18 protein-coding genes and 1 pseudogene are annotated in these 19,443 nt (G+C 58.7%); 8 read left to right on the top strand and 11 right to left on the bottom strand.

The features are described from left to right. Position 1: 1 nt before the first annotated feature. From queC to AC0L3L_RS19770, 5 genes are all read left to right on the top strand, one after another. Complete coding sequence (gene queC / locus AC0L3L_RS19790; protein WP_473638812.1) at positions 2-739, top strand: 7-cyano-7-deazaguanine synthase QueC; 738 nt, start codon at positions 2-4, stop codon at positions 737-739. A gap of 297 nt (positions 740-1,036) precedes the next feature. Beyond that, entirely contained in the window at positions 1,037-1,399 is a 363-nt protein-coding gene (locus AC0L3L_RS19785; protein ID WP_473638811.1) for a hypothetical protein, read from the top strand. A gap of 612 nt (positions 1,400-2,011) precedes the next feature. Beyond that, complete coding sequence (locus AC0L3L_RS19780; protein WP_473638810.1) at positions 2,012-2,200, top strand: hypothetical protein; 189 nt, start codon at positions 2,012-2,014, stop codon at positions 2,198-2,200. Then, positions 2,197-2,430: a hypothetical protein gene (locus tag AC0L3L_RS19775; protein ID WP_473638809.1), complete on the top strand. Its 234-nt coding sequence runs from the start codon at positions 2,197-2,199 to the stop codon at positions 2,428-2,430. The genes AC0L3L_RS19780 and AC0L3L_RS19775 overlap by 4 nt, the downstream gene beginning before the upstream one ends. A gap of 1,545 nt (positions 2,431-3,975) precedes the next feature. Further along, complete coding sequence (locus AC0L3L_RS19770; RefSeq protein WP_473638835.1) at positions 3,976-4,203, top strand: hypothetical protein; 228 nt, start codon at positions 3,976-3,978, stop codon at positions 4,201-4,203. A gap of 892 nt (positions 4,204-5,095) precedes the next feature. On the opposite strand, the gene AC0L3L_RS19765 is transcribed toward AC0L3L_RS19770, so the two are convergent. The 6 genes from AC0L3L_RS19765 to AC0L3L_RS19740 all read right to left on the bottom strand — a co-directional run bounded on the left by AC0L3L_RS19765 (position 5,096) and on the right by AC0L3L_RS19740 (position 9,241). Continuing rightward, positions 5,096-6,109 (bottom strand): 1-aminocyclopropane-1-carboxylate deaminase, encoded by a 1,014-nt coding sequence (locus tag AC0L3L_RS19765; protein WP_473638808.1) that lies wholly within the window; start codon positions 6,107-6,109, stop codon positions 5,096-5,098. Positions 6,110-6,436: 327 nt separating this feature from the next. Beyond that, the gene (locus tag AC0L3L_RS19760; RefSeq protein WP_473638807.1) at positions 6,437-6,760 is read right to left on the bottom strand and encodes an exopolysaccharide production repressor protein; all 324 of its coding nucleotides are present in this window, start codon (positions 6,758-6,760) and stop codon (positions 6,437-6,439) included. Between the two features lie 38 nt (positions 6,761-6,798). Next, positions 6,799-7,116, bottom strand: coding sequence for a ferredoxin III, nif-specific (fdxB, locus tag AC0L3L_RS19755; protein WP_473638806.1), 318 nt, complete (start codon positions 7,114-7,116; stop codon positions 6,799-6,801). Then, the gene (locus AC0L3L_RS19750; protein WP_473638805.1) at positions 7,113-7,316 is read right to left on the bottom strand and encodes a CCE_0567 family metalloprotein; all 204 of its coding nucleotides are present in this window, start codon (positions 7,314-7,316) and stop codon (positions 7,113-7,115) included. Before AC0L3L_RS19750 ends, fdxB begins: the two co-directional genes overlap by 4 nt. A 24-nt stretch (positions 7,317-7,340) precedes the next feature. Next, positions 7,341-7,658: a DUF269 domain-containing protein gene (locus tag AC0L3L_RS19745; RefSeq protein WP_473638804.1), complete on the bottom strand. Its 318-nt coding sequence runs from the start codon at positions 7,656-7,658 to the stop codon at positions 7,341-7,343. 1,046 nt (positions 7,659-8,704) lie between these two features. After that, positions 8,705-9,241 carry a class I tRNA ligase family protein gene (locus AC0L3L_RS19740; RefSeq protein ID WP_473638803.1) on the bottom strand — a complete coding sequence of 179 codons (537 nt, stop codon included), beginning with the start codon at positions 9,239-9,241 and terminating at the stop codon, positions 8,705-8,707. 785 nt (positions 9,242-10,026) lie between these two features. On the opposite strand from AC0L3L_RS19740, the gene AC0L3L_RS19735 reads away from it, so the two are divergent. Further along, positions 10,027-10,796, top strand: a protein-coding gene (locus tag AC0L3L_RS19735) for an IS5 family transposase (protein ID WP_473638802.1) whose coding sequence is annotated in 2 segments (ribosomal slippage) — positions 10,027-10,347 and positions 10,350-10,796 — 768 coding nt in all. Because the reading frame shifts where the segments join, the coding sequence is not laid out codon by codon here. Positions 10,797-10,802: 6 nt separating this feature from the next. Here the strand turns inward: AC0L3L_RS19735 and AC0L3L_RS19730 are convergent. The 3 genes from AC0L3L_RS19730 to AC0L3L_RS19720 all read right to left on the bottom strand — a co-directional run bounded on the left by AC0L3L_RS19730 (position 10,803) and on the right by AC0L3L_RS19720 (position 12,876). Beyond that, the gene (locus AC0L3L_RS19730) at positions 10,803-11,003 is read right to left on the bottom strand and encodes a hypothetical protein (protein WP_473638833.1); all 201 of its coding nucleotides are present in this window, start codon (positions 11,001-11,003) and stop codon (positions 10,803-10,805) included. A 57-nt stretch (positions 11,004-11,060) separates the two neighbouring features. Next, complete coding sequence (locus tag AC0L3L_RS19725) at positions 11,061-11,357, bottom strand: hypothetical protein (RefSeq protein ID WP_473638801.1); 297 nt, start codon at positions 11,355-11,357, stop codon at positions 11,061-11,063. Positions 11,358-11,568: 211 nt separating this feature from the next. Beyond that, the gene (locus AC0L3L_RS19720; protein WP_473638800.1) at positions 11,569-12,876 is read right to left on the bottom strand and encodes a lysine N(6)-hydroxylase/L-ornithine N(5)-oxygenase family protein; all 1,308 of its coding nucleotides are present in this window, start codon (positions 12,874-12,876) and stop codon (positions 11,569-11,571) included. A gap of 836 nt (positions 12,877-13,712) precedes the next feature. Here AC0L3L_RS19720 and AC0L3L_RS19715 point away from each other — a divergent pair. Next, the gene (locus AC0L3L_RS19715; protein WP_473638799.1) at positions 13,713-14,015 is read left to right on the top strand and encodes a GDP-mannose 4,6-dehydratase; all 303 of its coding nucleotides are present in this window, start codon (positions 13,713-13,715) and stop codon (positions 14,013-14,015) included. A gap of 65 nt (positions 14,016-14,080) precedes the next feature. On the opposite strand, the gene AC0L3L_RS19710 is transcribed toward AC0L3L_RS19715, so the two are convergent. Continuing rightward, entirely contained in the window at positions 14,081-14,947 is an 867-nt protein-coding gene (locus tag AC0L3L_RS19710) for a radical SAM/SPASM domain-containing protein (protein WP_473638798.1), read from the bottom strand. Between the two features lie 557 nt (positions 14,948-15,504). Here AC0L3L_RS19710 and AC0L3L_RS19705 point away from each other — a divergent pair. Continuing rightward, positions 15,505-15,797 (top strand): annotated as a pseudogene (locus AC0L3L_RS19705) (transposase); the annotation flags it as partial. Between the two features lie 396 nt (positions 15,798-16,193). Here the strand turns inward: AC0L3L_RS19705 and AC0L3L_RS19700 are convergent. Beyond that, entirely contained in the window at positions 16,194-18,518 is a 2,325-nt protein-coding gene (locus AC0L3L_RS19700; RefSeq protein WP_473638797.1) for a S9 family peptidase, read from the bottom strand. Positions 18,519-19,443 lie beyond the last annotated feature (925 nt).

The raw sequence follows: 19,443 nt of genomic DNA, 5'->3' as shown, positions 1-19,443 counted from the left end.
GATGCAACGAGATCCGGGAACCGCACTCGTCCTTTTCTCCGGCGGCCAGGATTCGACAACCTGCCTGGCCTGGGCGCTGGAGAACTTCGAGCGCGTCGAGACAATCGGCTTCGACTATGGGCAGCGGCATCGGATCGAGCTCGATGTGCGGCCCTACCTGCTCGGGCGCATTCGAACAGACTTTCCGGCCTGGCGTGGGCGACTAGGCGAGGACCACATGATTGACATGGCCGTGCTCGGCCAAATCAGTGATCCCGCGCTCACGCGCGACGTCGAGATCGCACTGAACGCGAACGGTCTAACAAATACCTTCGTGCCTGGCCGCAACCTTCTGTTCCTCGGATTTGCGGCCGCGATAGCTTACCGGGTGGGCGCGAAACACCTCGTGATCGGCGTGTCCGAGACGGATCGTTTCAGCTACCCGGATTGTCGAGATGACGCAGTTAAAGCGATGCAACTTGCCCTGAACCTTGGAATGGAGACGCGTTTCGTCATTCACACACCCCTCATGCGGCTCGACAAGGCGCAGACCTGGGCGCTGGCGGATTGGCTGGGCGGCGAGGCGCTAGTGAAGCTCATCTGCGAAGGAAGCCACACCTGCTATAGCGGAGACCGCGAGCATAGACATAGCTGGGGTTTCGGTTGCGGGACCTGCGTCGAGTGTAATCTTCGAGCAGCAGGATGGGAGCAATTCCGATCCTGCAAAGAGGCACCCGTGGCCGCCCATGAAACGACGTGAGCGCCCAGATTTAGGCCGACGGTGGCAATCTGTTCCATAGATCGCTTCCTTCTCTTTGTGGTGTTCAGCACGACCAGGGTCAATGCCGTTTCGAAGGGGCTGTTCTATACCATCGACCTTGATGGTCTTCGCCGTTCGCGTGGTGCTGCTTTGTCAGCACCATGGCGAGCAGGCTACGGTTGTTATCCTTGATCCCGGTCGGATTGATCGTGGAGTGTACTGCCAAGAAAAAGGAGAGGTTGTGGTTTCGACGAGAGGCGGTTGATGCCCGAGCCTGCCCTTATGTGGAGATCGACCATGCACGTCCATAACCAGCATGGCCGCACCATCGCATCATTGAAGCGACGAATGACGACCTCATCTGCGATCGATGCCGGCGCCTGCGTAAGGCGGCACGGCGCAGGCGCCTGCGGCGAAGCGATGTTGCGGATATCCTCCCCTGGCCTGCCTCGGCCCAATCAAAGGATTCCTGATAAGCGCCTTCGATCTGGGAATGCTCGTGCGTCCAGTGAATGCCCGCGCCGCCTTGATGGCGATCGTCACAGCCTCAGTGTCGATGTTGACGAAATGGATCTGCTCGACCGCCGGAAGACAATCGAGCAGGTAATTCAGCAAGGTCGATCATGTGCCGTCGAATTGAAAAGGCGGCTGCCGTCATGAAGGATAGGCGGGACCGCATCAAGGGCCGGGGCAAAGCCATCGCTGTGAATCAGAAGGCGAAAGTGTTGTTGAGGTCCAGAAAGCACTGTCGTTGACGTCAGCGAGATTGGCGCCTTCGCGTTGCAGCGCGCCGCGCGGCTTGGGATCGCACCGCCGCAGCGCGCGTGGTGCCATCGGGAAAAACGGCCGCGGCCGAACAATCTTGCCGATTGGGCCTCAGGCGGCGCGGAGAATTTCGTGCAACATGTCAGGCCTCTCCTCGAAGGATCCGAAGACGTCCGTCCCTTTCGCCGCTGACATGGCATTTGTACTTGGAAAGACGTCATTCACGAATTGCATATGGGAGGCGGCTGATGAACAGGCCAACGATCGCCGATCTGGCGAAAGCCGCGGGCGTAAGTGTTTCCAAGGTCAATAGGCTCTTGCACGGAACTGGCACACTGCGACCGCAGACGGCCGACCTTATCTGGGGCGCAGCGCAGCAAATCGGCTTCCAAAGTTCAGGGCCGCTGCACGAACGCAGGCGGGACAATCTCCCGCATCGGCACTTGAGCTTTCTCATGCAGCAATCGCACCGGCCGCTCTGTCAGATCTGGGCCGAGGCGCTTCTAGGTGCCTCCGCGCGACGCGCAGATGCTGTTATTGAGCCAGACGTATTCTTTCGAGGAGGATCCTTCCCCCGAAGCGGTCGCTGCCAATCTGCTCAAGATAGGCGAAAGCGCCGATGCAATCGCGGTGATCTCGGCCGATCACCCGCTGGCCAAGCGATTGATGAGTTGCGAGTCAAAGGCGTTCCAATGATCGCCTACGTCAACCGACCTGTCCGCCGCCGCCGGGCCGGCTTTGTGGGAACCGACAACTGGAAGGCCGGCCGCACTGCCGCATGGTTTATCAGCCAGACGTCCGGTCAGCCCGGCAAGGTCTTTCCACTCATCGGCAGCAACCGTTATCAGTTCCAAGACATCTCGGATGCGAGCTTTCGCTCCTACATGCGCGAGCACGCGCCCGAGTTCCACGTCATATGCTCCTGACCCATGAGGGTCGAAGAACGCCTATGCAGTCGTTCGCAGGCTGATAGCGGAGGAACCGGAGGTCAGGGGCATCTTCGTCAAATGCGGCGGCATTTCCGGCGTCCTGCGGGCCATGCGCGAGCTCGCTATGGAGCATCAGTGTAAAATCCGGATCGTCTGCCGCGACATCGGGCCCGAGACACGCAAGGGATTGAGCGAAGGCTTGATTACTGCTTCCCTGTGCCATCCCGTCGACAGGATGCCTGAAGAACTCATCGATGGTGATGCTGCGCATGATCGAACGCACAGACACACGGTTAATCGAATAGCGGATTGTTCCGTTCGAGATCCTCACGCCGGAGAGCATTTGGACTTAAGAATTGGAAGAGCAAAAGTCATCCGTACCGCTGGGAACCGACGACCGCTTCCTGAAGGGAAACTGGGTGCAAAGGGCAGTTCGGCACTCACGATCCTGTGTCCACCGAAATAGGCCAGGGGACGGGGAGATGGAAATCTCCGAGGAAGACGATCCTGTCGAGAGCTGGACCCCGCGCTTGCACCAATGATTAGGCTGCTTCTGCGGCCGTCGGTGCCGATTTGCGCGGCTTGTGGCGCGCCACGACGTCCACCTTATAATCGAGTCGTTCGAGGCTGCGCACCAGGCGGTCTATAGAGAACTTGCCTGTTCGCCCCGTGACTATGCGCGTATGTCGGGCTGTTTCATAGCAAGCAATTGAGCTGATTTAGCATGAGTGAGGCGCTGACGCATAATGATGGCGCGGATCTCACGGGCGAGCTTGGCTTTCCGCAATTCTCGTCTCGTCAAAGCCCAAATCCGCAAACACGCTGCCGCTGGTCATTTCGCCGGTGATGTCTTCAGTCATGACTTTGTTCCTTTCCCATAGGTTTCGCGATAGTGCGTCTCGGCCGCCTTCAATCGCGCCGTAACGATCGATTTCACACTTGGGCGTCTCCCTGCCCTTCTTCTGGAAGCAAGAATGTAGATCACACCAGCGAAGCGATGGTATGGACGGCACGACAAGTAACCCCGTCTAAGTCGTCGACCACCGCAAGGATGCTTCGGCGGCCAAATCCCTTGAGGGCTTTGACCGCCGGATGCTGCTCGCCATTCTGTGGCATCGTTGATTGCAACACCCATCACGCACGGACATCGACCAATTCTGACGCCGCTCAGCCACTGAAAATAAAAGATGCGGGTCAAACAGCCGTTTTTGCCAAGCGATCATATTTTCGTATGAACGCATTTTGGACTGGACGGTCCGTTCCAGCTCGGCGCAAAACAATCTCAGATACTCGTCAATCGCGCTCTGCAAATCCACCCAGTAGAGCACTTGGGCGGTGCTACATCGATAATGAGCCCAGTTTTGCTTTTTTTGAGAAGATATCCCTCTTGCTTGGCCGCAGCGAATATCCGCTAAAAATTGGCTCAGTGCACCGCGCTTAGCGCTCGCTGGGCGGAGCTGGTCCGGGTTGCGAAGCCCGGCGAGCGCGGATCGTCTTGGGCGAATGTGGTGATCAGGCGCGGTTCTTGAAGCGTCAGGATTCATGTCCGATTTCGATGATCTCGCAACGGTGTATGTGATGATCGAGCAGTGCGGTCGTTGTTCTATTGAACAAGCGGCCGCGCCCGCCGTCGCGGATGAGCGCCCGGGCGATGGCAATGGCCAGATGCGACTTCCCGTTCCGGGCCACCATTGGACAAACGCTATCAAGGGCACCTCAACCGGCGGGCGGCGGCGAAGAAGGAGAAGAAGTGATGGAACGCAAGCTTGATGACGTGATCGCAGCCCTCCCTGAGTAGCGTCGGGAGCGTGTCGACGCACGTTTCGAAGAGCTAAGGACGGAGGTCGAGAGCCTCGGCGAGCTGCGCCGTGCGGCTGGCCCAGGCAGAGATTGCCTTGACCCTCAAGCTCAAGCAGCCCTCGGTCTCGAAGATCGAGAAGCGGGCCGATATGTATCTGCCGACACTCAAGAGCTACATAGAGGCGATCGGGGGAACAACTCGACCTCACCGTCGCCTCCCCTCGCGCGCCCCTCGGTATAGAGCGGGTCGGCGATGTATAGCACCCAACCCCTCTCCGCACGTAGTGCTCAAAGAGCGCAAGGTGGACGAACCACGCGGGCCGGCTGAACGCGCCGTTTCGGTCAAAGACTGCCGAAGGGACGACGGTCTGGTCGACGCTCGCAATAGGTATGAGCAAGCCCTCGTTAGCCGGATACCGACCTGCCCGCTGTCACGCTCGCGGACCGTTCGCGGGGGACGCCTCCTCCCTCGCCCATGCTGGCCCAGTTCACCGCCACGCTGGGGTGTCCGGCGATGTGCTCGCCGACGACGACCAGATCGAGCACGCTTGGTCACAGCTTCCATACCTGATCAAGTAGATATCTCCGCGCCTGCGCGACATCTTCGGTGGTTTACAATTTATCACATTTACGGCGATCATCGCCGCACCGCAAAATGACAACAAACGTTAAACGGCCATGTCTGCTGACTTCTTATGCGGCTCCAGGACACATTGAACACAGGCAAATACTGGCAAGCATGCCAGCACCACGACACACGTCGCGGCGGCAGTGACAGCCCACTGCGGTTTCCCAACGGCGTTCGGACAATCTTGGCGCAGCGCTGTCACGGCAGACACGGCACGTCGAGATCTGTCGAGCATCAGCCATTGCGAAAGGTGTAGCCATAACCGTTGATGGCCGGCGCGCCGCCGAGATGCACGTAGAGGATCCTCGAGCCCTCTGGAAAAAAGCCTTTTTGGACGAGGTCGATCATCCCTTGCATCGATTTGCCCTCATAGACGGGATCGGTAATCATACCCTCAAGCCGCGCACACAGGCGGATCGCCTTCTTGGTTTCCTCGGATGGAATGCCGTAACGCGGGTACGCGTAGTCCTCGAGTAACACCACGTCATCCTCGGCAAGTTCCGATCCGAGCTCGACGAGGGTCGCTGTATGTCGGGCAATGCTTAGCACCTGCGCCTTGGTCTTGGCCGGGGTAGCAGAGGCATCGATACCGATCACGTTGCGCTGTCGACCGTCCTCGGCGAATCCGACGAGCATGCCGGCATGCGTTGAACCGGTGACCGTGCAAACGACGATGCAATCGAAGGCAAACCCTAGCTGTACCTCCTGGGCGCGCACTTCCTCCGCGAACCCCACATAGCCGAGGCCTCCATTCGGATGGACAGACGCCCCGGCCGGTATCGCATAGGGCCGGCCGCCCCTTGCCTTGACCTCATAGAGCGCTTTTTCCCAACTGTGCCGGATACCGATGTCAAAGCCATCGTCGACCAGACGCACCTCCGCTCCCATGATGCGGCTCAAGAGAATGTTGCCGACCCGGTCATAGACGACATCCTCATGTGGAACCCAGCTCTCCTGAACCAGGAGACATTTCATGCCGATCTTGGCGGCAACGGCGGCGACCATGCGCGTGTGGTTGGACTGCACGCCACCGACGGTGACGAGGGTATCGGCATCTGACGCGATCGCGTCGGGGATGATGTATTCGAGCTTGCGCAGTTTGTTTCCGCCGAATGCGAGACCGGAGTTGCAGTCCTCGCGTTTGGCGTAGATCTCCACCTTGCCGCCCAGATGCTTGCCGAGGCGGTCGAGCTTCTCGATGGGCGTGGGTCCAAAGGTGAGCGGGTAGCGTTCAAACTTTTTCAGCATGTTTTCTCCAGCGGCACGGGATTGAGCTGAACGAGCGACGCAGAGCTGTTTTGCAAGAGGCCTATTTGACAGTGAGGTCGGCTGCGTTCGGATGTTCCATCAGAGCGCCACTGTTATGTTTTCCGGCGCTTCGTTCGCCTTCGAGACGAAGCAACCCGCGTGCCGTGCGCTGCGATCGACTACCATTGCCCGGAGAACCGAAACTGCATTCCTCTGGCGTTAGAATGATGAGAATGCCGTCGCCTTCGACCATACCAGGGAACCATGACCTCAATAATCAAACTTGAACAAAGTGATGAATCTGAGCTCTGATCTTGTGACGGCGCGTCAAGGGAGGAGCAGCGATATGCCGAGCGTTTGATTGCGCTGGGGCACATCTTGAGTTTCATTCCTATGCTCATCATCATCGCGCGACTGGTACCGAACTTCCTGGGACCTATCCAAAACAGCCCCTTGCCCGGCTTTGCCAGCGCAGCTGGATCGCCAAATCAGAAAGAGCACACTTGCGAAATAGCCCAGCTGAAGAAGTAGCGAACAGCCCAGCGTCGTGACGACTGCTAGACGGAACGAATAATGCGAGGCGAAGTAAACCGTCACAGCGTTGCCGCACAGGACCAGCCCGAGGAGCCGACAAAATGTGATGAAGCGCAATGCCGATCTCCTGATTTTGTCTCGTCAAACCATGCAACTCATGCTGCGATCTGGTCGGCCGCGACATGGGTCTGGCAGTTCTTTGGGCAGACGCGGCCGCAGGCTCCGCAGCCAATGCAGCGGCCGGCATGGTCGACGACCATGATCATGCGATTGAGCTCACCATCGAAGTCGTCGTCACCGCCGCCGCAGGCGCCGAGGATTTCGCCTGCGTCATCGACGCCGTAAAGGTGCATGACCTCGCGCGAGCAGACCTTGAAACAGCGGCCGCAGCCGATGCAGGTCGTGCCATCTATAGCGGTCAGATATTCCGGCACCCATATGGAGCCGTCGCGGCTGATGAATGTGCTGCTCATCGCAAAGTCTTCATTTTGGCGAGCTCTCTCCTGGCACCATCCAACTCGGCATAAACGGCATGCGTTTTCTCGGCGACTTCCTCTATCTCAATCCATTTGACCGGGAGACTCTCGGCAAGGTCGCGCAAGTTCGTCTTGGCAATTGCCGCGCGCAGTTGAAGCTTTCGGACTTTCTTCGCCATCTCATCCAGGTTTGACATGATCCTTCCCCGAATTCGGTTTCTTCACGCCCGCGCCACGTCGGGATAGGCAATAGCTGCAGTCGCATCGTCGACCAGTTTCGCGCCGGTATCCGCGAGTTTCCGGAGAGTCTCGAAGCCGAACCGGTAGACGCGTCGACAGACCGGCGAACGGCCCGACCGTGAAAAGCACGCGCCCGAAGCACCGGTTGGTGATGAGGAAATCGGCCAGCAGCCCGGTGTCCGATTTCCCTGGCATGAGCCGTCCTGAGCACGGATCAGCCGAAGGAGGCATTCGACGAACGGGCGGGCAAGGGCCTCTCCGTCCTTGTTGACGGCAGGGCCAAGCGCTGCGTGAGACATTTCGTTTCCTCAATTTCAGGTCTCGTCCTCGACGGAGGATTTCTGCTTTCGGTTACGCCGACTTCGGGCCCGCTTACGCAGCCACGTCGGCCCGGCCAGGCCGATTCCAATAAATGCTGTCCCTCTGGCCGATCTTGAACACGTCCTGGACTGTGACGTCTTCAACGACGGGCCAAATTCGCGTCGATCGCGGCCGCGGCGATTCGGTTGGAGGTCATGAAGGTCCGAGCCTTGACCTGCAGCAACCGATCGACCCTGTGCTCCATGGACATAGTTACTGCGGGCGCGCCGCAGAAAGTGGGCGAATTGACCAGGGGTCCATTCCACTTGTCATCCCTACACGTTGCCGGGCTGAAAGTTCGTAAGGGGTTCGCCACGCAGCCAGTCGTCCACTTTGATCGGAGGAGCCGGGACTCGCTACGCAACATGTTGCTCTCCATTCCCACACCTTTCCTGACGTTTATGCGCGAGCTGGTTCTTCTCTCAGAAACGGAACACACCGGTTAGGATCAATGTCTTGCGTGTTCTCATGCGATCAGCACTCACTCAGTATTGCCGATCTCAACCAGCAAACGTCGTGCCAGCGCGCTTAGCCCGCAGTAAATGGATGATTGGCCTCGAAAACCTCGCAAGCCCAAGACGGCCGGTTGTTTTGAACCCGACATGTTTTCTGCCGCTGTCAGCTTTTGGACACGCATCATGCGTCAGATGCTTGAGGGCGAGAACCGCTTGCCTGTCTGCCCTTGCGGTACAGTTGGCGTCGGCTCATCTAGCATCATTCGGCGCTGGCGATGCGCGGGCGATCGGCGTTGAGCGCCAACAACATGCAATGCTGCACCACGGTACGGTTGTTCTGCGCTGGCTCCCCTTCTCCAGCCAGGAATCGAGCGACACGATCGGCTCACGTTCGAGCGCGGCCATACTAAATCTGCGTCGTAGATGGCCCATCGTCCTTAGAAGCTCAATGGGTCGAATAGGCATTCGGCCAGCAAAAAGGAGCTGGTCATGCCTATAGACGAGAGGCGTTGTCGCGCCATCGGGCACTATCACGGGCGCCAGGCTGACCCAGCGCCCCGCTGGCAATAGGTCGGAAATTCCGCGATTCCGAAAAAGTTGGTCAGCGCAGTGGTGCGTAGACGCGCGAAGAGGTCCATGATCCGAACAGGGGCGCCCGACGCCCTTAAATGCCGGTCGATATTGACGTAGCACCGTTCCAGCGCAAGTTCGGGACGGCGCACGGAGCCGACCACCGGCGCCTCGGCCGAGTGCCGCGACCGGACTGCACCTAGGTCGTGGCATAGGTTCGGCGCGCCGCATTCCTCGCAGATGTTGCCACCAGCGGAGCCGCCGCAATCGGGGCAGAGGCCGCTTACATCCGGTTCGTAAAGGTAGTCGCCTGTCACAGCATCGAAGAGCGCAGGGCTCTGGCGCAGATCTACCGCCGTGCTGCTCAGAAGACTACGGAAACACGCGGCTTGAAACTCTGCATAAGCGCTATCGCCCAAAGTGGGGAGGAAGCTGTGGACCTCACAGTCGAGAAGCGCAAGCGTGGCTCGAATCTCGTCGGCGTAGTGGCGCGCCACCTTTGCGGGCGTCGATTAATCGGCATCGGCACGCGTGGCAACGTAGTTCTGGTAATGTCGCTTCCAGTCAGGTGATAGGCTTCGACCTCTTTCCTGCGCAGGAAACGCGTGTAGACATCGGCGCCAAAATAAGGGCTAGAAAGATGCCCCAGATGCAGATCGCCATTAGGCGTCGGCGGCGTGGAGAAGACGAAGATCGGCCGGCGGGGAGTCGCGACCCGTGCAGCAGCTTCGAGGGCGGCCTTGCCGTCGCGCCAGTAGACATCGACGAAATTTTAGGTCTTCGTCCCCATCGTTGTGCAGCACATGCGCTTCAAAAGGGTGGAACAGAACGACGTCGCCGGCCGCGACCGAGATTTCCCCAAGGTCGGTCCTGACTTGCCCGCTCCAGACATGACCACGAAGGCCTCGATTTCGTCGTGTCGATGGGGCTCGGATGTGGCGCCCGGTGCCACCTTGCCGAAGGAAAACCCAGTGCCCGCGCTTCCCGTTCCAAGCGTGGCCATCTCGATACCGAACGCCCGCGACAGCTCCGTTCGAGAAAACATGGATTTGCGCATGACGAACCTCAGCCGTTGAAGCAGTGGTATCTTCGGCTGCCAACACAACAGCCTCTGCTGCAAGTTGCGAAGAGAGGCGGCAGCCCGGACCCGTTGGCGGCCCCCCGCGAGAATAATCCGGCTCTAGCCACAGGCGGGCGAAGACGGGCGCGCTAGGCGGCAAACTCATAAACTGAGTTTCGTTTTGTGACGAGTTCTGATTCAAGGCTTCTTTTGGAGGCTTGAATGCGTCGTTACGAACTGAGCGACTTTGAATGGGGCGTGATCCAACCGCATTTGCCGAACAAGGTTCGCGGTGTGGCGCGTGTTGATGACCGCAAGGTTCTCAACGGCATCCTGTGGCGCTTCCGAACCGGCTCGCCATGGGCGGATGTGCCGGATCGCTATGGTCCCTATACCACATGCTACAACCGGTTCGTGCGATGGCGCAAAGCCGGGGTCTGGGATCGGCTGCTGGCGGCGGTTTCCAAGGCTTTTGACGGCGAGATCATCATGATCGACTCCTCCTGTGTCCGCGTTCACCAGCACGCGGCCACGGCAAAAAGGGGGGCGATGACGATGGTTGCATGGGACGTTCCCGCGGCGGGCTCACCACCAAGATCCATGCGCTTGTCGATGCCGAAGGGCGGCCAATCGATCTCGTCCTGACGGCCGGACAGGCGCATGACGGCAAGCCCGCTCTCGCCATGCTCGACGCCCTCCAGCCCGATGCGATCCTGCTCGCCGACCGTGCTTACGACAGCGACGCCATTCGCGGCCTCGCCGCAGAGAAAGGAGCCTGGGCCAACATCCCGCCGAAGAAAACCCGAACCGGCAGCTTCTCTTTCAGCGCATGGGTCTACAAACAGCGCAACCTCGTCGAGCGATACTTCAACAAGCTCAAACATTTCAGAGGCATAGCGACCCGATACGACCGCGATACGCGAAACTTTCTCGCAGCGATCAAACTCGCTTCAGTTCGCATATGGTTGCGGGCTTATGAGTCTGCGGCCTAGTAGGCTTCAGGCGTCAGGGAAGACCGCCCGGCGACTACCTCCATCCGACCTGCCGAAGCGTCGTAACGGGGCTGCGTCGATACTCCAGAAATATCCCTTCTTGTGGTTGCAAGGGCTGAAGAAAAGTCCGCCGTTGTCCGGGTCGGAGTCGTCAATGCCGATGGCAACGACCGCATGGACCATCCGGTCGGTTACTCTGTGTGGAATGTGATAAATGTCTTGATGCGGGCAATAGCCGCCGCTGTCGGGATAGTGGAAGATCAGCTATTCCTTGAGCCTGCGCGAGCATTCGCTGAGCAATTCATCGACCGCAGACTTTATGCGCTGATCTTGTAGTAGCAAATGACGTAACGGATCATGGAATTCGAGAAAATTCTCGACCTTGGAGGTGATCTTTCGATTGTCCGTCGTTTTCTCGAACCACATGAGCCATTTGTTATCGCTGACATCCCAACGGGATACATCTTCAACAAAGCTGGAGATGCGTTCCAGAGCTGCGGGATCAAAGAACCCTTTCGAGCCTGACATATCCGTCTTTCTGCCACTTTTCTCTTTGTGCATCAGTCAACATGCGAAAAGCCTCCTGTTGGAAAGACTGGTTGCTCGAACATTTCGGTTAGGGCAATCGGGCGCTGGTCAGGTTGTGGGTCGACGGAAACAGTACTCCACGGCATATGGGCGACGCTAAGTGCGTCTCGCTCTCCAGCCTCCCGCTGCAGTGAAGGCGGAATCATTCCTTGGATGCCTCCCCCAATGATCCGCAGTCGACCGGTCATATCCCGCTGCCCATTTCTTCTGCGATGGTGTCGGACCAGCTCTCGATGGAGGTAGGGCTGATGAAGCCTGGATGCTCGAGGTTAGCGCGCGGCGCGCGCCCCAGAAGGCTGTCGAGGATGCGACGCGCTCGCCAGGCGAGCAGGCTCAGATTCGGATCAGCCAGTCCACGCTGTCCTAGGCTCGCGTTCTGTACGAAGATGCGTCTGTCACGCGGCCCGTCCCAGCACACCGAAAAATCTTCTCGAATAGCCAGTTCGTTGTCGATCTTTTCCAGCCGGTCCGCCATCGGTTCCAAGAAGCCTGGCACCGCGTTCTCGTAACCGGTGGCCAGGATGACGATATCGGCCGTGACTTCTTCGACCTCCTCCATGCCGTGCTGCAGGGTGAGTCTGTGGCCCGCGCCGGCGTTGATGCAGTGCGAGACAGTGCAGCCCGGCCGCAGTGTGATATCGCATCGGTTTGGCTCTAGAAACGCGTGGCGGTATAGCGCCTGATAGATCGCTCGCAACGTGCTTTCCGAAATGCCGTCCGAAGCAAGCACGAATCGCCGTAAGAACAGCTTGCGCTGCGACTCGCTCATTGCCGCGAAACGATCCGAAAAGCAGGGCATGAACAACTCGTTTGTGAACGGGCTGTTGTCGATGGGCAGGTAGTTTTCGCGTTGCGAGGCCCAGGTGATCGAGGCAGGTCGCCGTTCTCTTGGCAGACCAACAAGGTGCAACAGCACCTCGGCTCCGGACTGTCCCCCGCCGACCACGCAGACATGCTTTTTGTGCACCTCAGGATGAATGTGCAGCAATTCAGATGAGTGGAACAGGTTGCGTCCAGTCCAGCCCTGAAACTGAGGCGGAATATGCGCCTGCTTGCCAATGCCGAGCACGATGTTTCTGGCGCCGAGAACCGCGTTATCGGTGTGCACCCGAAACTCGCCGTCAAAGCGGATTTGACGCACCGTTTCGCCGCCGCGGACAAGCGGGTTCCTGTGGAAGGCCCAGTTCAGGTATTGCTCGAACTCAGCTCTGAGCACGGCCTCGAAGAACTGTGCATTCAGGAAGTGGTACAGACGCCCGCTCTCGTGCAGGTAGTTTACGAAAGTGTAGGCTGATCGCGGATTCACCAGCGTGACCAGATCCTTGAAGTGGCTGACCTGGAGCTCCGAGGAATTGAATGCGATGCCTGGGTGCCAGCGGAAGTCGACTTGCCGATCCAGGAACAGTGCCCCTTGCCCGATTTGCTCGTGTATCTGACACGCAAGGCTCAAATTAGAAGGCCCAGCACCCACTCCAACGCAAGAGAGTTCCACTGCCTTGCTCCTTTAGGTGTTTCCCAATTAGGCGATGTTCGCGGCGAATATCGGCCATGGCCATTGGGCTTACTGTCCATGCGGGCATTCTCGACCTCGGTGCTGCTGGATTTGCTAGAGTTTGATCGCGCCTTCGTATTGTCGGGTATGAAGCCCATGGATCCCGACCAAGTGATGAGATTGACACTCATGTCCACGACTTGTGTGCATGGACGGGATCGACGTATCTCCGCCCGCTTCGATGATCGCGTCTCGGTCAGCGAGATGCCTTCCAACCTTATTCCGTGTTTTAATCGGGCGACGTCGCCCGCCTCCACTATGATGCGCCGACCTTTGACCGACTTGGCGGTCAGCGAGGGCGCGGTCTCGAATGCGGCGACAGCATTTTTCCCTGAGCCTGCTCATAGGAGGGCATCCGCTGATGTGTTCGCAAGATCCCCTGCATCAAACGTGCCAGAAGGAAAATTTCATGAAAGCAGCGGTTAGCGGGTTTGTGATCCTGTCGGGTATCCGACAATGAGGGGGAAACCTTGCACCGGTGGCCGATTTGCCGCCTCGCCGTCCTCTTGCCAGGAGCCGGTAGCTAATAGGGCAGCTCCGCATCGGGACGGCCAGCAACCCAGGTTCATAGACTGTGGCGCGGAAAAAGGCTCTTGCCACTCCTCGCGGCGGAAATCTGAAAAGACGCCTTCGGAAGCCGGGGGCCCCAGGAGGTCTCTCCCGTCTTGCGGAAGATGGAGGCGAGATCCGGATTTTGAGACGCAGAATCCAGCTAAGACGGTCACACAGCTATGTCGAGGCCGTGTGCCCCATCCTGCAGCACCACGAGCCTGACGGTGCCCGCGACCAGCGAGACGCATCGGTCCCGCAGCTTTGTCGAGGCTGCCTCCAGGCGGGTCGGGAAGGAGATATTCTGGGAAGGCGAAGGTGTTGACGAGTTGGGCCGCGAACGCAGGAATAACCAGGCACTGATCCAAATAGACAAACGTTGTTTCGGGCCAATCGAGGTTGACCTGCTGATCGGTGATGCCTCCAAGGCGGCCATCAAGCTCGATCGGAAGCCGACGACTACTTTCGATGAGCTCGCCTCGCAAATGATCGAGGCCGACTCCCGCGCGTACGGGATCACGCTCGCGTGACGCGAAAACGCAATGATTTCGCCGGGCATTTGCAGTCCAAAGCAGCATTCGCCGGCCCGCATCTCTCAGGCGGTCGGCCAGCACCCAGTCAGCACCCGGTCGTTTGGATCGGCAAATTCACACATCCTACAGAGCAGAAAACCATCCGCCCCGTTCATGCGATCGACGATTTCGCAAAAAACTGGGCTTTTAAAGAGATCGCCGTATTCGTCGCATAGAAGGTTGCCTAGTACGTGACGCCGCTCAAAATCCATGGAGCAGAGAGTAACCTCGCCGTTTGGAAGGAGAACATTCCGATACTGTCGTTCGTCCACGCATATCAGCGCTCCGACGACTGGCTGCCGTGGTTCTACAATCTTGGGATTTACGCTTCCACCCCTGCTGCTCACCGGTCGCGCGCGAACTAGGGCTTCGGCAGGGATAATGTCGGCGATATCGGGATGGGGCTCGCCCAAAACTACGAATCGAATTGATGGGATGTCGGCGTGGACGAGTTGACCAACCAAATCGCGATACTTGTCTCCGACAAGGCGGCTATTCATGTGGCCGCCATCATCAAAAACATGAACCACGAATACCCCCAACCGCAGCGCCTGCAAGCGTTGTAGATCCCGCCCCTTCATTCCCACAAGCGTCGTGAAAATCCTGATGCCGTGGCCTTTGGCGGAAGCGTGCTCGACCATTTCGGTGCAATCCGGATTGAGCCATGGCTCAGAATACCCGGCAAAACTAATGTCGACGGAGGTTGGTACGCGCGCCAGACAGCGCTTGAAATCTCCAAGACTAAGATGCTTCGTATCAGATACTTTTCTTTGCCGGTCAGCGAACTTGTCCTGCGGACAATATGAACATCCCACGATGCATCCTGTGGTCGTCGTTATCTCCAAAACTCTGCCGGCTGGGATAGCAGAGCGCAGTTCCGGTAAAATCATTTGCTACTGACTCCCACTCGTCTGGTCATGCATAACGTCCAGCATGGTGTCTTTGGCTTCATGACACCGACGGTCAATACGTTCCGAATGAACCCAGCCATCTCCGACTGGGCAGCAGTCAACGGCCGGCTTCCTCAATCTGCCGAGCGAACTATCAACGAACTTTGGGCACATCGGCGCGGCAGCGCGGCGCAACCGCAATGTCGCGCGTCAGCCATTGCCAAAGGTGTAGCAGTGACCGTTGAGCGGGCGCCCCGCCGAGATGGCGTAGCAGACCATCAATCGTCTCGCGCGTTCTCATGCGGTCAGCCCCCACTCAATGGTGCCGCATCTCCAGCAAAGGCCGTGCCAGCGCGGTTAGCCGCAGCAACTGCATGAGTAGGCTTCGAGAAACCTCTCGCCCAAGGCGGCCGGTTTTTTTGGACCAGACATGTTTTTTTGTCGCTGTCAGCTTTTGGACATGCCCTGCCGTTGGTTCCAGGATGCGCGCCTCAAACTTTCCACGACTGACCTCTCCGACCGCTGAAGATTGCGCGCTGATAGCGCACACCTGGCGCGTCGGCGCCTTGGTCGCACTGACCTATCGCGCGGCGGTGGACGACCGGATGCGCTTTGGAAAATTCAATACGGTCGGAGCCTACTTCGGGCTTACGCCCAAAATATCAATCCGGTGAAACCGATCGAGACGGTGGTGTAGCAAGGTCGGCGATACCATGGTGCGAACCGGGCGCTTTGAAGCGGCGCACATCATGCTAAAAGCGGGCAACCCGCTTCTCGAGCCTGAAAGACTGGGCGCTCTCCGTGGCGAAACGTCGGGCGCATGGAGCGCGCCAAGGTGGCCCTTGCCCGCTAGTTGGGCATCGTGCTCCATCGCATGTCGGTGGAAGCTACCGAATTCCGTTCAGCAAGGCTGCCAGTGATGGCATAGGAGATGAGGATTTGTGCGAGCCGAACGGCTCTCCTGAGGGTCCGCGTCGCCGGGACGAGAGCCTGGCAAAGTCGCGTGTAGTGCTGTGAATGCTTCGGCAAACCACGTGCTGTATTGCCCAGATAGATTGTGCTGCCGACCCAACGCGTCGATATTGTCGCGGCGAGCCTATCCTCGCTACGCAGCGCAAGTGTTAGACGCACACGCTCGTCGAGCGGGGACGATCTGCTCGCGCGTCCCCCTGATTACAGCCATGAAGGCGAGCGAACAATTGCAAGAGGCACAAGCTACCGGCGCCATCGATCGTAACGATTTGTCTTATTCGAGCTCGACTGGTGTGGCGTTCCAGTCGGGTGGGGTCTGCCTGAGAATGTTGCGAACGAAGAAGTCCAGGAGTTTGCGCTTAGTATAGATGCCTGGCGCGCCGTGATCGGCACCAGGCACATAGACCATGTCGAAATCTTTGCCCGCCTTGATGAGCCGGTCGGCAAGCTGGAACGTGGAGGACGGGTCGACATTGTGGTCCATTTCGCCGACGACGAGCATCAGCCTACCCTGCAGCCTGTAAGCATTGTCGATGGCGGAGGATTGGGAATATTCAATGCCGACTGGCCACCCCATCCACTGTTCGTTCCACCATATCTTGTCTATCCGGTTGTCGTAGCAGCCGCTGTTGGCGACCGCGACCTTATAGAATTCGGGATGGAAGAGCAGCGCGCCCACCGCGCTCTGGCCGCCTGCGGACCCGCCGAAAATGCCGACATTGGAGATATCGTACCACGGATACCTCGCGGCGGCCGCCTTGTGCCATAGGATGCGATCGGGAAAGCCTGCGTCATTCAGATTTTTCCAGGCAACGTCATGAAAGGCGCGCGAGCGGTTGTTGGTACCCATGCCATCGATCTGCACAACGACGAAGCCCAGCTGCGTGAGCGGCTCTGTCCGCCTTGAGAAGGATTTTGGGACAAAGGAGCCCTGGGGCCCGGCATAGATATTCTCCACCACCGGGTACTTCTTCTTCGGATCGAAATTGGCGGGCAGGTGGATGACGCCCCAGATATCAGTCTTGCCGTCGCGCCCCTTGGCTTGGAAGCTGAGTGGAGGCTGCCAGCCGGCGGCGACGAGCTCGGAGATGTCGGCGGTCTCCACCTGCATGAGTTTGGCATTGTCGCCGGCGCGGTAGAGCATCATGCGCGGCGGTAGATCGATGCGTGACCAGAGATCGACGTAATAGCGGCCGTCAGGAGAGAACTCGATATGGTGATTGGCCGGCTCGGGCGTGAGCTCAGTCAGCCCCTTCCCGTCGAAGCCGATGCGGTAGCCATGGACGAAGTAGGGATCCTCCCCCGGGTTCATCCCGCTCGCCTCGAACCAGATCTGGCGCTTGACCGGATCGACATGGTTGACCCCCCGGACCACCCACTCACCGAAGGTGATCTGGTTCTTGAGCGCGCCCGTCTGGCCGTCGAACAGATACAGGTGCTCATGCCCATTGCGCTCGGACGCCCAGATGATCTCCTTCCCGTCGTCGACATCGTAACGAAAGACTTTCCCGGTACCGTGCTGGTTCATCACCAGCAGCCGGTAATCAACGAAGGTCGTGCTGGTCTCTTCGATCAGCGAGCGTGCGCGCCCTGTGCGGGCGTCTACCTCGACCAGCCGATAGAGCTGATGGCCGCGCTGGTTATATTCGAAAGTGAAGCCGCGACCGTCTGCCCACCATTGGAGAGCGGAAAGTTTGAAGGGGTTGGAGAACAGGGCGTTGTCGATCACGATCTGGCGGCGGGCGGCAATGTCGAACAGGACCGGCTGGGGCAGCGGAAGGACATCGCCCGGCTTGGGATAGACCATTGCCGAATATTCGCGCTGCAACCGGTCCGTCGACGAATTGAGGTAGGGGACCACCCGGTTGAAGCCGGGGCGAACACGGTAAGCCGCGAGGTGGCGCGAGTCCGGCGACCAGCTCAGTGTCGAAAAGACGTAGTAATTGCCCTCGGATCCATCCCGGCTCAGCGCAACATCCTGCAATCCGTCATTGCTGCGCAGGAAAACATTGTGGTTCTTGATATAGGCGATCCATTTGCCGTCGGGCGACGCGCTGCAGTTGTCGGGGTCGTTCTGCGCCGGCGGCGTGTATAGGTGGCCGAGCGGCCAAAGTTCCGGGTCGTCCGAATCCAATGTGGTGCTGGTACAGTCATAGCTTACAAGGTCGCAGCTCCACCAGGTGTCTTCAATCTGGAAGTCGAGCCTGCGACCATCCTCGGTCAGGTCGAAACGCTCGAAGGGAAGATCGTCGGCCTGATACCGCTTATGGCTCGCCCCGTTTAGCGCCGCCGCCAGACGGGCCTGATCGAAGGGCGGCCGCTTCACGCCCGTGGCGACATCGACCAGCATGAACTGGCGCTTGCCGTGGCTAGTCAGGCGGTAGACGAAGGCTTCACCCCCCGTCAGCCAGAAAGGCATTTCTGAGAGATTGACAGTGAGTCCGCTATAGCGGTCGTTTATGTTAAGTGCCCGCTCAAAATCGGCCGGCGGTGGCGGGGAATGTGCACCGTTCGAACCGTTGGGCAGCGTCTGAGTGGTTGCCGATCCCGATGCCCGCTGAACCAGTAGCCCGAGGGTCAAAGCGCCAATCTCGTCCATGTCTCTTACTTCTTTCGGTTTTCGGAATACGCATTTTGGATTTGGCTTCTCACGCCGGTCCGCAGCACCGCCGAGAGTCGCCTTGGAGGAGAGCCTCCAGGCGGGTGCAGCAGGGCCGCAGTCATCATCACAGAGAGTTCCTTGAGAACATCCAGGAACTGGTCGGGTGACCGATTCCAGAGTCGGCGTCCGCGCCAATAAGGGATCTTCGATGCCTACAATCAGGGAATTCTCAACGCCCGATCACACGTGACGATCACGGCCTCTTTCTTCTTCTGCATCTGGAAAGTCATGCTGTAGGACGCCGGATGTCGCGGCGGCAGAAATCATTGTGCACATGTCGACGCTCTCCGCATGAAGTCGGTCGGATGACACGAAGCAATATGCGCGCCAAAGGAAAAACCCGTTTAGATACAAGGCAACCGATCGAACCGGCTATGTCGCATGTCCGACATTCGTCGGGCGTCGGACAATGCCACCCGACATGTCGCGGGGCGTCAAATTGCCCCTCTTCCTCGACTGTGTGGCTAGACTTCCTGACGGGCAACATGCGTGCTCTAGGGAGTACTGCCCTAAGGGGCTCCTTCATAACCGGAGCCCTTCTCGCGGAGAAGTCCTGATCGCTAACGTGCTCGAATGGGAGCCCCCAGCCAGCCAATCCTCGTCGACGAAAGACCCCTCCGTAATCCCGCCCGCACCGAGGAGGCCCTTGAGGAAAATGCCAGTCGGATTGTGGATGGCATTGAAGAATACTTCCTCCGAGTGCGCATCGAGATGGTCATAGGTGAGTCACGAGAGCAGCGACATGCCGCTGGAATCGTAAAGGTTCTTCGATGCTTCGCCGGTACTGTACCAGTAGCGTGAGTCCACCCTCGAACGAAAAGACTCAGGCCGCCCCGGCTACCGACGCAGACTCGGCGATCAC

It is taken from the genome of Mesorhizobium sp. WSM4849 (genome assembly GCF_055811385.1).
Note: the sequence above shows the minus strand (reverse complement) of the source record. Positions and strands in the feature narration are given on the sequence as shown.

What these genes read in the sequence shown, in the direction of transcription:
- queC (WP_473638812.1), top strand. Translation starts at nt 2, where the DNA reads ATGCAACGAGATCCGGGAACCGCACTCGTCCTTTTCTCCGGCGGCCAG.
- AC0L3L_RS19785 (WP_473638811.1), top strand. Translation starts at nt 1,037, where the DNA reads ATGCACGTCCATAACCAGCATGGCCGCACCATCGCATCATTGAAGCGA.
- AC0L3L_RS19775 (WP_473638809.1), top strand. Translation starts at nt 2,197, where the DNA reads ATGATCGCCTACGTCAACCGACCTGTCCGCCGCCGCCGGGCCGGCTTT.
- AC0L3L_RS19770 (WP_473638835.1), top strand. Translation starts at nt 3,976, where the DNA reads ATGTCCGATTTCGATGATCTCGCAACGGTGTATGTGATGATCGAGCAG.
- AC0L3L_RS19765 (WP_473638808.1), bottom strand. Translation starts at nt 6,109, where the DNA reads ATGCTGAAAAAGTTTGAACGCTACCCGCTCACCTTTGGACCCACGCCC.
- fdxB (WP_473638806.1), bottom strand. Translation starts at nt 7,116, where the DNA reads ATGAGCAGCACATTCATCAGCCGCGACGGCTCCATATGGGTGCCGGAA.
- AC0L3L_RS19750 (WP_473638805.1), bottom strand. Translation starts at nt 7,316, where the DNA reads ATGTCAAACCTGGATGAGATGGCGAAGAAAGTCCGAAAGCTTCAACTG.
- AC0L3L_RS19745 (WP_473638804.1), bottom strand. Translation starts at nt 7,658, where the DNA reads ATGTCTCACGCAGCGCTTGGCCCTGCCGTCAACAAGGACGGAGAGGCC.
- AC0L3L_RS19725 (WP_473638801.1), bottom strand. Translation starts at nt 11,357, where the DNA reads ATGCACAAAGAGAAAAGTGGCAGAAAGACGGATATGTCAGGCTCGAAA.
- AC0L3L_RS19710 (WP_473638798.1), bottom strand. Translation starts at nt 14,947, where the DNA reads ATGATTTTACCGGAACTGCGCTCTGCTATCCCAGCCGGCAGAGTTTTG.
- AC0L3L_RS19700 (WP_473638797.1), bottom strand. Translation starts at nt 18,518, where the DNA reads ATGGACGAGATTGGCGCTTTGACCCTCGGGCTACTGGTTCAGCGGGCA.